Raw genomic sequence first — 13,024 nt, 5'->3', positions numbered from 1 at the left:
CTCCGACCAGGCCCCCGCCTCCGTACCCGCCCCCACCGAATCCGTCGAAGACAACATCGTGCTCGCCCCGCAGGCCGCCGCCCAGACCAACACCCTGGTCGCCAAGCTCTGGAACTACTGCAACGTCCTGCGCGACAACGGCCTCTCCACCATCGAGTACGTCGAGCAGCTCTCGTATCTCCTCTTCCTCAAGATGGTCGACGAGATCAACGACAACCCCTTCTCGGAGGAGGACGCCGCCGAGATCGTGCCGCAGGAGTACGACTGGAAGTCCCTCGCCCGCAAGAAGGGCCAGGCACTCGAACTCCACTACCGCAACGTCCTCGACGCCCTCGGCACCCGCCCCGGCACCACCCTCGGCACCATCTTCGCCAAGGCCCAGAACCGGATCACCGAGCCCGCCCTCCTCGAAAAGCTCGTCGTCGACCTCATCGGCAAGCAGGACTGGACCGTCGGCGACGCGGACCTCAAGGGCGACGCCTACGAGGGGCTGCTCGCCAAGGGTGCCGAGGACACCAAGACCGGAGCCGGCCAGTACTTCACACCGCGCCCGCTCATCGACGCGATCGTCGAGGTGATGCGCCCCGGCCCCGAGGACACCATCACCGACCCCGCCTGCGGAACCGGCGGCTTCCTCATCGCCGCGCACTCCTACATCCGCAAGCACCACATGCGGGACCTCACCCGCGAGCAGCGCCTCGCACTCGGCGACGGCAAGATCTGGGGCAACGAACTCGTCCCCGGCACGGCCCGCCTCGCCGCGATGAACCTCCTGCTCCACGGCATCGGCAGCAGCGAGGGCAGGAGCCTGATCGATGTCGGCGACGCCCTCGCCACGAAGCCGGGCAACAAGCACGCGTCGCTCGTCCTCGCCAACCCGCCCTTCGGCAAGAAGTCGGCGATCACCATCATCGGCTCGGAAGGCAAGGCCGAGAAGGAGGACATCTCCTACGACCGTGACGACTTCCGCGCCACCACCACCAACAAGCAGCTCAACTTCCTTCAGCACATCATGTCGCTGACGGCCATCGACGGCCGGGCAGCGGTCGTCCTCCCCGACAACGTTCTCTTCGAGGGCGGCGCGGGCGAGAAGATCCGCCGACGTCTGCTCGACGAGTTCGACCTGCACACGATCCTGCGCCTGCCCACCGGCATCTTCTACGCGGGCGGCGTGAAGGCCAACGTCCTCTTCTTCGACAAGAAGACCCCTCGCGCGGACGGCAAGCCGCACACCACCCAGGTCTGGGTCTACGACTTCCGCACCGCCAAGCACTTCACCCTCAAGCAGCGCCCGCTGACCCGGGCCGACCTGGAGGATTTCGTCCAGGCGTACGGCGAGAAGCCCGCCGACCGGGTGGACACCTCCGCCGAGGACGGCGGCCGTTTCAAGGCATACACGTACGACGAGCTGATCAAGCGCGACAAGGTCAACCTCGACCTCACCTGGATGAAGGACCCGGCCCTGGAGGACGCCGACAGCCTTCTGCCGCCGGAGGTGATCGCCGCCGAGATCGTCCAGGACCTTCAGGCCGCACTCAGCGAGTTCGCCGCGATCGCCGAGGCGCTGGGCGGCGAGGTCCCGGCCGACGCGGAACCGGAATAGCCCCCGCCCCTCCTACACCGGACGGAACCGTCACCCATGTACGTCTCCCGCGTGCACGTCGAGAACATCAAGTCGTTCCATGGCCCGCGCGTCGTCGACCTGACACTGACCCGCCCGGACGGTTCCCACGCCGGCTGGACGGTTCTCGCGGGCCGGAACGGTTCGGGAAAGACGACACTGCTCCGAGCCCTGGCTCTTGCGCTGAGCGGCCCGGTGCCGGCGCGTGGCCTGGTCCAGAGCTTCGAGAACTGGGTCACGCGGGGGGCGGATTCGGGCACTGCCGAGGCAGAGGTCGTCAGGGACTGGTTCTTCGACAAGTTCACCGCCTCGGGGCGCACCCAGCACGAGTTCTGGACCGGGCTGCGATGGACCGCCCCCGCTGACGGTGCCGGAGGCCGCAGGAGTGCCCAGCCGGCCCTGGGAGAAATCAGGTACAACCCCAGAGCGCAGGGTGCCAGTCCTGCCCAGCGCGGCCCGTGGGCCGACAACCCGGTGGGCTGGTTCTGTGCCGCGTACGGGCCGTTCCGGCGCATGGCCGGGGGCTCGGGCGAGGTACAGCGGCTGATGCTGGCCTCCGGGCCGGTGGCCCGGCAGGCGGGCCTGTTCCACGAGGACGCCTCGCTGGCCGAAGGGGTCGCTTGGCTCATCGAGCAGCATCTGCGTGCGCTGGAAGGCAGGGAGGGCGCCGCAGAACTGAAGGCGTCGGCGCTCTCCGTTCTGGGCGACGGGCTTCTCCCGGACGGCTACCGCGTCGAAGAGGTGGACTCCGAGGGGCTGTGGGTCACTCGCGACGGTCACCGGTACCCCTTGCGCGAGATGAGCGACGGGTTCCGCACTGTGGCCGCGCTCGTTGTCGACCTCCTGAAGCAGATCCACGACACCTTCGGTGACGAGGTGTTCGGCGGAAACGGGGACGGACCCAGCCCCCTCCAGGTCCCCGGCGTTGTGATCATCGACGAGATCGACGCCCACCTCCACGTCTCCTGGCAGCGCCGCATCGGCCCCTGGCTGACCACGCACTTCCCGAACATCCAGTTCATCGTGACGACCCACAGCCCGTACATCTGCCAGGCGGCCGACCCCGGCGGCCTGATCCGCCTGCCGGGTGTGGACGAGGACGCCGCGCCCGAGGTGGTACCGGAGGAGCTGTACGAGCGTGTGGTGTACGGCAGCGGTGACGACGCCGTCCTCTCCGACCTCTTCGGCCTGGACACCCCGTACTCCGAGCGGGCCGAGCATGCCCGCGCCGAGTTCGTCGCGCTGGAGTCCAAGGTGTACGAGGGCGACACCTCGCCGGACACCGTCGCCCGCTACAAGACCTTGAAGGGCCTGCTCGCCAGCTCTCCCGCAGCGCGGGTGCTCGAAACGTCCGCTCAACTCCACCGCATCGCCGAGGAGATCGAGAACGGAGAGGTGGCCGAGGCGGAATGATCCGGCTGCAACGCACCGGCCTGCCCCCAGCCGTGGCAGCGCACTTAAAGACGTACACTCAGGAGATCGAGCAGACCGCAGAGTCGAAACGCAAGGCGAAAGCGCTGGATCTATGGGCTCATTCGACCGTGCGGAGACGCGTGCGAGAAGGCATCCTCGCCACCCTCGCGGACATGGCTCCCGGCCACCAGCGCTGCATGTACTGCGGTGACAGCCAGGGCACGGACATCGATCACTTCGAGCCGAAGAGCCTTGCCCCGCTGCGTACCTTCGAGTGGCTCAACCACCTACTGGCGTGCTCGTACTGCAACAGCAACCAGAAGCGGAACACCTTCCCCCGATCCGCGGAGGACGGCAGCCCGCTCCTCCTCGATCCCACACTTCAGGACCCGCTGGACCATCTGCGCCTGGTCCTGCCCCTGTGCACGTACAAGGGGCTGACGCCTCAAGGCGAGGCGTGCATAGACGTGTTCGGACTCAACTCACGCGGGGCCCTCGTCGACGGGCGCAGAACGGCTTATGGGACGGCCAAGCAGTCGGTCGAACTCTGGAGCATCGCCACGGACCGGGGCCAGCACGCCAAGGCGGCGGAAGTCGTCCGGCTGGCCTGGAACCGACCGCTCGCGGATGTCCTGGCCGGGATGTTCCATCAGTCCGGCCATCCGGCCGCGGATCTGCTCTTCGACGGCGAGGAGGAGACCTTGGGGCTGCTCAGGGACCAGGTCTTGCGTACGGCCTTTCTGGCACGAGCATGAAGCTGCCCCGGCGGTTCCGACCGGCGGGGCAGCGTGCGCGTCAGGCGGTGAGGTGTCCGTCCTTGACCGCCGCGACGAACGACGACCATCCGGCCAGCGAGAAGACGACGGCCGGACCGGTGGGGGCCTTGCTGTCGCGCACGGGGACCGAGGCGTAGCCATCGGCGACCTCAAGGCACTCGGCGTTGGCCCCGCCGCTGTAACTGGACTTGCGCCACCCGGTCAGGGGTGCGCTGTCAGCGATGGTGGGTTTGGTGCTGTGCATGTTCGTGTTCCTCCGCGATGGCCCTGACTAGCGCTACTGACTTCCGCCGTGGGGCAGCGTCGCCCAGGGCGAGACTGTAGGACGTGCGGCAGGCCGCGACCAGCGCCGGATCATCCATCAGACGCCCAGTGCGAAGCCCCTCAACCCATGCCACAGGAGCCGCGTCCGCGAAGGACAGCAGGTAGAGCATGCTTTCCATGAGAGCGTGCGCTCCCGTTGCGAGAGTCAGCACATGCAGACGCAGACGACCAGCATCGGCCATGTCCGCGATTTTATGCAGTTGTTCTGCCATCACCAGCGGCCCGCCGACGCATCGCCTGAGCGCGGCCTCGTCGAGCAGCGTCCAGACTACTGGCGCCGTCGGCTGGTCGAGCAGCTGACTGCGTCGGGCGCGACTGACGACCAACTCGTCAAGTTCCTCCGCGCGGTAATTCGGGCGGTATGCCTCGAACACCGCTCGGGAGTACTCCTTCGTCTGGAGCAGGCCCGGGATGAGAGCGGCGCCGTACTGACGGATTTCCGTAGCCTCGCGCTCCAACTCGGTGACGTCCACGAAGTAGTGGGCGAATTTCGTGTCCAGGTCCTCCAGCCACCGCGCGAAGAACCCGTCCGTACCCAATGCGCGGTCGATCCGCTGGGCGTCCTCCGGAGTCGGCAGTCGCCGCCCCGCTTCGTAGTGGCTGATGAGTGTGGGCGAGCAGACGATGATCTCGCTCAGGGCTTCCTGGGTCAGCCCGACGGCCAGCCGCCGCAGCCGCAGCTCCTCGCCGTACTTCTCCCGCGGTGTGCGCGGTGTTCGCTCCGTCCTCATGCGGTCCCCAACTCCTCTTCCTGACCGACGCGCTGTCATCCCCGCCCCCCTGGCAGCGTAACGACGCGCGACCCCACTCTGTGATGGGTTCGCTACAGAAAGAAGGCAGGCTGACATGGAGCACGTAACCGCCCGGCCACCGAACGCCGAGGCTCCCGCGATGCGGCTGCTGCCGTGGACGGGAGAGGGTGGCAAACCCTGCTACCTCGTCGTCGGCGACGGCACCGGACCCGTGTCGCGGATGGCCGACGAAACAGAGGACGTCCAGCTCGACATGGCGGGTGAACTGCTCGGCCATGCCGACGATCTACTGGCCGACCGCCGGACCACGTCCCCGCAGATCCGCTTTCTCGCCGAGCGGCTGACCGAGTCGCTGCGCCAGGTCGTACGCGTCGCGGAGAGCCGGGGATTGCGACTCGACGCGGCCTCGCCGGACCGTTCCGGCCCACGTTCGGAGTGACGCGAACCGGACGTTGGAGTTCCATGAGTCGGATCATGGCTTGACTGGCTCCCGTGCTGTCGCCAAGCCTGTTGGGGCAGCTCGGAGAAGACCGAGTGGATCTTTCGACAGCACGGGGGCTTCCGGATGGCCATTCCCAGGCCGCGCAGCAGCCAGTTCGAGGCGTTCACCACGAACATCGCCTATGCGCGCAAGATGGTGGACGCGGGGCGCTATCTGGCGCCCTTCCAGCCGGCGACGGTGGACGTGGACGACTTCTACCGCGCCGCCTGGGTGCAGGCCGTGGCCGCCATCGACCACTGGTTCCACGAGGAGTTGTTCCGGCGCGTCGCCGAACTGGCCGCGAAGGACAGCCCGGACATGCCGCAGCGACTCCGGAACTACGAGATTCCTCTTCACCGGGTCGAAGCGGTGAGGCGCGGTGACGCCGAGCTGGCCGAGGTGGTCGTCGAACACGTCAAGGAGAAATGGGGCAATGCCTCGCTCCAGAATCCGGCCAAGATCTCCGAAGCCTTGAAGCTGATCACCGACGTGAACATCTGGCAGGGTGCGGCCAAGCAGATCAGTGCTTGGCACGGCAACCGTACGACGTACACCGAGAAGACGCTCAAGAGCCGGTTCGCGGCCATCACGGACCGTCGCAACAGGATCGCGCACGATGCGGACCTGGTGGACGGGGACCTCAAGCAGCGACGGCCCATCACCGAGCACGACGTCACGGACGCGATCAACTGGATTGACCGCATCGCCCTGGCCGTGGCGCACGTACTCGACGAGCAGGCCGATCAGCGCCGAGGTGTGCCCGGCGCGGGGGCAAGGTCCTCGTAAGCCTCCCTCGCGTCCATCAGTTCCGGCAGATGTGCCGCCGCCCACGCGCAGCAGGCGGCCATCGGGGCGAGCAAGGTGCGGCGCACGCGCTGCTGGACGGCCTGCCCCGGGCCGGGGCAGGCCGGCTGGTTCTCATCGGGATCGGGGGCGTGGTGGAGACCGCGCCCGGGGTGGCGGTCCGCGATGCCCGCATCGCTCGCTGACCGCGGTCGCCGCCTGACCGCTCCCGAACGGGCTGTCGTACCCACCCGGTAACGTCACGGGTATGTCCACCTTGCCGAACATGGCCGTCCTCGAAGGTGTGCTGGAGCGCATCACGTACGCCAACGAGGAGAACGGATACACGGTCGCGCGCGTCGACACCGGTCGCGGTGCGGGCGATCTGCTGACCGTGGTCGGTTCGCTCCTCGGTGCGCAGCCCGGTGAGTCGCTGCGGATGGAGGGGCGCTGGAGCTCGCACTCGCAGTACGGCAAGCAGTTCACCGTCGAGAACTACACGACGATCCTGCCCGCCACCATCCAGGGCATCCGCCGCTATCTCGGCTCCGGGCTGATCAAGGGCATCGGCCCGGTGATGGCCGACCGGATCACCACTCACTTCGGCGTCGACACCCTCGACATCATCGAGAACGAACCGAAGCGGCTCGTCGAGGTCCCCGGTCTCGGCCCCAAGCGCACGAAGATGATCGCCGCCGCGTGGGAGGAGCAGAAGGCGATCAAGGAGGTGATGGTCTTCCTCCAGGGCGTCGGCGTCTCCACCTCCATCGCCGTCCGCATCTACAAGAAGTACGAGGACGCCTCGATCTCCGTCGTGAAGAACCAGCCCTACCGGCTGGCCGCCGACGTCTGGGGCATCGGCTTCCTCACCGCCGACAAGATCGCCCAGGCGGTGGGCATTCCGCACGACAGCCCGGAGAGGGTCAAGGCCGGGCTCCAGTACGCACTGTCGCAGTCCACCGACCAGGGGCACTGCTTCCTCCCGGAGGAGCGGCTGATCGCGGACGGCGTGAAGCTGCTCCAGGTCGACACGGGGCTGGTCATCGAGTGCCTCGCCGAACTGGCCGAGGACCCGGAGGGGGTCGTACGGGAGAAGGTGCCGTCGCCCGAGGGCGGCGAGCTCGTCACCGCCGTCTACCTGGTGCCCTTCCACCGTGCCGAGATCGCCCTCGCCGCCCAGGTCCAGCGGCTGCTGCGGACGCCCGAGGAGCGGATGCCGGCCTTCGCGGACGTGGACTGGGCCAAGGCGCTGGCCTGGCTCGCCACGCGTACGGGGGCGGATCTGGCGCCCGAGCAGGAGGCGGCGGTCCGGCTCGCGCTCAGCCGGAAGGTCGCGGTGCTGACGGGTGGGCCCGGCTGCGGGAAGTCGTTCACCGTCCGGTCGATCGTGGAGCTGGCGCGGGCCAAGAAGGCCAAGGTGGTGCTGGCCGCGCCGACCGGGCGGGCGGCCAAGCGGCTCTCCGAGCTGACCGGGGCCGAGGCGTCCACCGTGCACCGGCTGCTCGAACTGAAGCCGGGCGGCGACGCCGCGTACGACCGGGACCGCCCGCTGGACGCCGATCTGGTCGTCGTCGACGAGGCGTCCATGCTGGATCTGCTGCTCGCCAACAAGCTGCTGAAAGCGGTGGCACCCGGTGCCCATCTGCTGCTCGTCGGGGACGTCGACCAGCTGCCGTCGGTCGGCGCGGGGGAGGTGCTGCGCGATCTGCTCGCCGACGGCAGCCCCGTTCCCGCGGTCCGGCTCACCACGATCTTCCGTCAGGCCCAGCAGTCCGGTGTCGTCACCAACGCCCACCGGATCAACTCCGGCGTGCCGCCCCTCACTCAGGGCCTCAAGGACTTCTTCCTCTTCGTGGCGGACGAGACGGAGGACGCCGGCGTGCTCGCGGTGGACGTCGCGGCCCGTCGTATTCCCGCCAAGTTCGGCCTCGACGCGCGGCGCGACGTACAGGTCCTCGCCCCGATGCACCGGGGCCCGGCCGGTGCGGGCACGCTCAACGGACTCCTCCAGCAGGCCATCACCCCGGGCCGCCCGGACCTCCCCGAGAAGCGGTTCGGCGGCCGGGTCTTCCGGGTCGGCGACAAGGTCACCCAGATCCGCAACAACTACGACAAGGGGGAGAACGGCGTCTTCAACGGCACGGTCGGCGTCGTCACCGCCCTCGACCTGGACGAACAGAAGCTGACGGTTCTCACCGACGAGGACGAGGAGATCGGCTACGACTTCGACGAGCTGGACGAGCTGTCCCATGCGTACGCCATGACGATCCACCGCTCCCAGGGCAGCGAGTACCCGGCCGTCGTCATCCCCGTCACCAAGAGCGCCTGGATGATGCTCCAGCGCAACCTGCTGTACACCGCCGTGACCAGGGCCAAGAAGCTCGTCGTGCTGGTCGGCTCACGGCAGGCGATCGGCCAGGCGGTCCGCACGGTTTCCGCAGGCAGGCGCTGTACGGCGCTGGATTACCGGCTGTCGGGCGGCTCGGACGGAGGATCGGCGGAAAAATGATCGATCAAATCGGTGGGAAACATCACGCAGCCCTTCCAGAACCGGGACCGAGGGGGCAGGATGAGTAGGCTCGCGGCACTCAGTGCCGCGAGTAGGTCCAATGGACGACCCCGAGTGCACTCTCCTGAGCCAAATGGGGGAGGGTGGAGACAGTCAGGGAACCTCGAAGAAGAGGCACTACGTCGGTGAGGGATGACGTGAGCGACAACTCTGTAGTACTGCGGTACGGCGACGGCGAGTACACCTACCCGGTGATCGACAGCACCGTCGGCGACAAGGGCTTCGACATCGGGAAGCTCCGGGCCAATACCGGTCTCGTGACGCTGGACAGCGGATATGGCAACACCGCGGCATATAAATCCGCCATCACCTACCTCGACGGTGAGCAGGGCATCCTGCGCTACCGCGGCTACCCCATCGAGCAGCTCGCCGAGCGCTCGACGTTCCTCGAGGTCGCGTACACGCTCATCAACGGCGAGCTTCCCAAGGTCGACGAGCTGTCGACCTTCAAGAACGAGATCACCCAGCACACGCTGCTGCACGAGGACGTCAAGCGCTTCTTCGACGGCTTCCCGCGCGACGCCCACCCGATGGCCATGCTGTCCTCGGTCGTCAGCGCGCTGTCCACGTTCTACCAGGACAGCCACAACCCGTTCGACGAGGAGCAGCGCCACCTCTCGACGATCCGGCTGCTCGCCAAGCTCCCGACGATCGCGGCGTACGCCTACAAGAAGTCGATCGGCCACCCCTTCGTCTACCCGCGCAACGACCTCGGGTACGTCGAGAACTTCCTGCGCATGACCTTCTCGGTCCCCGCCCAGGAGTACGACCTGGACCCGGTCGTCGTCTCCGCGCTCGACAAGCTGCTCATCCTGCACGCGGACCACGAGCAGAACTGCTCGACCTCCACCGTGCGTCTGGTCGGCTCCTCGCAGGCGAACATGTTCGCCTCCATCTCCGCCGGCATCTCGGCGCTGTGGGGCCCGCTGCACGGTGGCGCCAACCAGTCGGTGCTGGAGATGCTCGAAGGCATCCAGGCCAACGGCGGCGATGTCGACTCCTTCATCAACAAGGTGAAGAACAAGGAGGACGGCGTCCGGCTGATGGGCTTCGGCCACCGCGTCTACAAGTCCTTCGACCCGCGCGCCAAGATCATCAAGGCCGCCGCCCACGACGTGCTGTCCGCGCTCGGCAAGTCCGACGAGCTGCTCGACATCGCGCTGAAGCTGGAGGAGCACGCGCTCTCCGACGAGTACTTCGTCTCGCGCAACCTCTACCCGAACGTGGACTTCTACACGGGTCTGATCTACCGGGCCATGGGCTTCCCGACCGAGATGTTCACCGTGCTCTTCGCGCTCGGCCGCCTCCCCGGCTGGATCGCCCAGTGGCACGAGATGATCAAGGAGCCGGGTTCCCGCATCGGCCGCCCGCGCCAGATCTACACCGGCGAGGTCCTGCGCGACTTCGTCCCGGTCGAGGCCCGCTGAGCCTCGTAACACCCTCGCACGACCCCGGCCGACGAGGCCGGTCGACTTCGCCCCGCGTACCGCGCTTTCGCACAGAGCGCGGTGTACGGGGCGATTTGCGTGCCCGGCGGCGGGCTGACCGTCGAGCGGCCGTGCCCGGCGGCGGGCTGACCGTTGAGCGGCAGAGAGAAGCGCCTCGCCATCGATCCCCCCACGGGCCGACAGCGAGGCGCTTCCCATGTCCCGGAGCGGATTCCCCCCACGGGATCCGGCCGGGCGTCTGTGGGAGCCGGAGCTCCTGCGTTCCTCGACTAGCTGTGAACTGCGCTCTTCACTTGTCGTCCTGCTCGTGCGATCTGCCGGGGTACGTACGCACGGGAGGGCCGCTCAAAGCTCCCCGGTGCACGTGCCCCGGCCAACGCTTGCCCGGAGCGTCCCCCAAGACACTCCGACGGACATCCCCCAAGACATCCTTGGCATCGCACTCTTAGACTCACGAACCCGCCGGATGGTTACCCTGAAATCCATGTGATCTGGATCTCTTTGTGGAAATTACGTGAAGGCGCGCAACCGCAGGCTGTTCGTCACGACGAAGACCGATGAGAACGCCATCGCCGCTCCCGCAATCATAGGGTTGAGCAGGCCAAATGCCGCAAGGGGCAAGGCGGCCACGTTATAGCCGAATGCCCAGAAGAGATTGCCCCTGATGGTGGTCAGGGTGCGCCGGGACAGCCGGATCGCATCGGCGGCCACCTTGAGATCTCCACGAACCAGGGTGAGATCGCTCGCCTCGATCGCGGCGTCCGTGCCGGTCCCCATCGCCAGGCCGAGGTCGGCGGTGGCGAGGGCGGCGGCGTCGTTGACCCCGTCGCCGACCATGGCGACCGAGCGGCCCTCGGCCCGCAAACGCTCGATGACGTGCACCTTCTCCTCGGGCAGGACCTCGGCGTGGACCTCGTCGATCCCCACGGCACGGGCCACGGCGTCGGCCACGGCACGGTTGTCGCCGGTCAGCAGAACGGGACTCAGGCCGAGGGCACGGAGATCGGCGACGGCCTCCGCGCTGGTGTCCTTGACCGCGTCGGCGACTTCGAGCACGGCTCGTGCCTGGCCGTCCCAGGCGACGGCGATGGCCGTCCGGCCGGCGGCCTCCGCCGCGGCCTTGCGCCGGGCCAGTTCGACCGGGAGGTGGATCTCCCGTTCGGCGAGGAGCTGTTCGCGGCCGACGAGGACGGCGTGGCCCTCGACGACGCCCTGGACGCCGAGGCCGGCGATGTTGGTGAAGTCCTCGGGGGTGGGCAGGGGTGCGTCGGTGCGTTCGGCGGCTCCGGCGGCGACGGCCTGGGCGATGGGGTGCTCGGAGGAGTGTTCCAGGGCGCCGGCGAGGCGCAGTACGTCGGTCTCGTCGGTGTTCTCGGCGGTGTGGACGTCGAGGAGGGTCATGCGGCCGGTGGTGATGGTGCCGGTCTTGTCCAGGACGATCGTGTCGACGCGGCGGGTGGTCTCCAGGACTTCGGGGCCCTTGATCAGGATGCCGAGCTGGGCGCCGCGTCCGGTGCCGACCATGAGGGCGGTGGGGGTGGCGAGGCCCAGGGCGCAGGGGCAGGCGATGATCAGTACGGCCACGGCGGCGGTGAAGGCGGCGGTCACGTCGTTCGTGACGAGCAGCCACACGGCCAGGGTGACGAGCGCGATCACCAGCACCACGGGGACGAAGACCGCGGAGATCCGGTCGGCGAGGCGCTGCACCTCCGCCTTGCCGTTCTGCGCGTCCTCAACGAGCTTCGCCATCCGGGCCAGCTGGGTGTCGGCGCCGATCCGGGTGGCCTCGACGACGAGCCGGCCGCCCGCGTTGAGCGTGGCCCCGGTGACGAAGTCGCCGACGCCGACCTCCACGGGCATGGACTCACCGGTGAGCATCGAGGCGTCCACGGCCGAGGTGCCCTCGACGACGGTGCCGTCGGTGGCGATCTTCTCGCCGGGGCGGACGACGAAGCGGTCGCCCATGGAGAGCCGGGCGACGGGGACGCGTACCTCCGTACCGTCGCGCAGGACGGAGACCTCCTTCGCGCCCAGGTGCATCAGCGCGCGCAGGGCGGAACCGGCCTTCCGCTTGGACCTCGCCTCCAGATAGCGGCCCAGCAGGATGAAGGTGACGACCCCGGCCGCGACCTCCAGATAGATGGTGGACGAGGCGCCGTCGCGCGAGACGGTGAGGTCGAAGCCGTGGCGCATTCCGGCCATGCCCGCGTCCCCGAGGAAGAGCGCCCACAGGGACCAGCTGAAGGCGGCCAGCGTGCCGATCGAGACCAGGGTGTCCATGGTGGCCACGCCGTGCCGGAGGTTGGTCCAGGTCGCACGGTGGAAGGACAGCCCGCCCCAGACGACGACGGGAGCGGCGAGGGTGAGCGAGAGCCACTGCCAGTAGTCGAACTGGAGGGCCGGGACCATCGCGAGCACGACGACGGGGACGGCCAGTACGGCCGAGACGGTCAGGCGCTGCCGCAGCGAGGCGAGGGCCTGGGCGGCGGCGCGCTCTTCGGGGTCCTCGTCCCCGGTGTCGGGCCGGGCCTCGTCCGTGGCCGGTGACGGGGCGGGCGGGGGTGGTTCGGGGTGGTGGACCGGCTGTGCCGTGTAGCCGGTCTTCTCGACCGTGGCGATCAGGTCCGCGAGCCCCGTTCCCGGGCCGAAGGCGACCTTGGCCTTCTCGGTGGCGTAGTTGACGGTGGCGGTGACGCCGTCCATCCGGTTGAGCTTCTTCTCGACGCGGGCCGCGCAGGAGGCGCAGGTCATACCGCCGATCGTGAGTTCAGCGGTCGAACCCTCCACCACCCGGGTTCCGGCCTCTGTTGCGCTGTGCATGTCCGAACTCCTGAAATGCCGACCGGGCCGTGCCCCA

Annotated in this window: 10 protein-coding genes; 7 read left to right on the top strand and 3 right to left on the bottom strand. The window is 68.3% G+C overall.

The genetic code is table 11. The annotated features are described in order from the left end of the window. Positions 1–58 precede the first annotated feature (58 nt). From ACWCQ6_RS20475 to ACWCQ6_RS20465, 3 genes are all read left to right on the top strand, one after another. Positions 59–1,603: a type I restriction-modification system subunit M gene (locus ACWCQ6_RS20475; protein WP_451091145.1), complete on the top strand. Its 1,545-nt coding sequence runs from the start codon at positions 59–61 to the stop codon at positions 1,601–1,603. A gap of 36 nt (positions 1,604–1,639) precedes the next feature. After that, entirely contained in the window at positions 1,640–3,034 is a 1,395-nt protein-coding gene (locus ACWCQ6_RS20470) for an AAA family ATPase (RefSeq protein ID WP_451091095.1), read from the top strand. 140 nt (positions 3,035–3,174) lie between these two features. Continuing rightward, positions 3,175–3,789 (top strand): HNH endonuclease, encoded by a 615-nt coding sequence (locus ACWCQ6_RS20465; protein WP_451091093.1) that lies wholly within the window; start codon positions 3,175–3,177, stop codon positions 3,787–3,789. A gap of 40 nt (positions 3,790–3,829) precedes the next feature. On the opposite strand, the gene ACWCQ6_RS20460 is transcribed toward ACWCQ6_RS20465, so the two are convergent. Beyond that, on the bottom strand, positions 3,830–4,054 hold the full coding sequence (locus ACWCQ6_RS20460) for a DUF397 domain-containing protein (RefSeq protein WP_451091091.1): 225 nt from the start codon (positions 4,052–4,054) through the stop codon (positions 3,830–3,832). Further along, positions 4,026–4,865, bottom strand: coding sequence for a helix-turn-helix domain-containing protein (locus tag ACWCQ6_RS20455; protein WP_451091089.1), 840 nt, complete (start codon positions 4,863–4,865; stop codon positions 4,026–4,028). Before ACWCQ6_RS20455 ends, ACWCQ6_RS20460 begins: the two co-directional genes overlap by 29 nt. Positions 4,866–4,980: 115 nt before the next feature. Between ACWCQ6_RS20455 and ACWCQ6_RS20450 the strand changes: the two genes are divergently transcribed. The 4 genes from ACWCQ6_RS20450 to ACWCQ6_RS20435 all read left to right on the top strand — a co-directional run bounded on the left by ACWCQ6_RS20450 (position 4,981) and on the right by ACWCQ6_RS20435 (position 10,146). Further along, the gene (locus ACWCQ6_RS20450; RefSeq protein ID WP_451091087.1) at positions 4,981–5,325 is read left to right on the top strand and encodes a hypothetical protein; all 345 of its coding nucleotides are present in this window, start codon (positions 4,981–4,983) and stop codon (positions 5,323–5,325) included. 126 nt (positions 5,326–5,451) lie between these two features. Further along, positions 5,452–6,153 carry a hypothetical protein gene (locus tag ACWCQ6_RS20445; protein WP_451091085.1) on the top strand — a complete coding sequence of 234 codons (702 nt, stop codon included), beginning with the start codon at positions 5,452–5,454 and terminating at the stop codon, positions 6,151–6,153. Positions 6,154–6,427: 274 nt separating this feature from the next. Further along, positions 6,428–8,659 carry an SF1B family DNA helicase RecD2 gene (gene recD2, locus ACWCQ6_RS20440; protein WP_451091143.1) on the top strand — a complete coding sequence of 744 codons (2,232 nt, stop codon included), beginning with the start codon at positions 6,428–6,430 and terminating at the stop codon, positions 8,657–8,659. A gap of 197 nt (positions 8,660–8,856) precedes the next feature. Continuing rightward, complete coding sequence (locus ACWCQ6_RS20435; RefSeq protein WP_451091083.1) at positions 8,857–10,146, top strand: citrate synthase; 1,290 nt, start codon at positions 8,857–8,859, stop codon at positions 10,144–10,146. Between the two features lie 531 nt (positions 10,147–10,677). On the opposite strand, the gene ACWCQ6_RS20430 is transcribed toward ACWCQ6_RS20435, so the two are convergent. Continuing rightward, on the bottom strand, positions 10,678–12,987 hold the full coding sequence (locus ACWCQ6_RS20430) for a heavy metal translocating P-type ATPase (protein ID WP_451091081.1): 2,310 nt from the start codon (positions 12,985–12,987) through the stop codon (positions 10,678–10,680). Between the last annotated feature and the right edge of the window lie 37 nt (positions 12,988–13,024).

This window comes from Streptomyces sp. NPDC001880 (assembly GCF_053594575.1).
Note: the sequence above shows the minus strand (reverse complement) of the source record. Positions and strands in the feature narration are given on the sequence as shown.

Excerpts from the sequence above, each read along its gene's own strand:
- ACWCQ6_RS20430 (WP_451091081.1), bottom strand. The coding sequence starts at position 12,987 with ATGCACAGCGCAACAGAGGCCGGAACCCGGGTGGTGGAGGGTTCGACC.
- ACWCQ6_RS20470 (WP_451091095.1), top strand. The coding sequence starts at position 1,640 with ATGTACGTCTCCCGCGTGCACGTCGAGAACATCAAGTCGTTCCATGGC.
- ACWCQ6_RS20445 (WP_451091085.1), top strand. The coding sequence starts at position 5,452 with ATGGCCATTCCCAGGCCGCGCAGCAGCCAGTTCGAGGCGTTCACCACG.
- ACWCQ6_RS20455 (WP_451091089.1), bottom strand. The coding sequence starts at position 4,865 with ATGAGGACGGAGCGAACACCGCGCACACCGCGGGAGAAGTACGGCGAG.
- ACWCQ6_RS20450 (WP_451091087.1), top strand. The coding sequence starts at position 4,981 with ATGGAGCACGTAACCGCCCGGCCACCGAACGCCGAGGCTCCCGCGATG.
- ACWCQ6_RS20460 (WP_451091091.1), bottom strand. The coding sequence starts at position 4,054 with ATGCACAGCACCAAACCCACCATCGCTGACAGCGCACCCCTGACCGGG.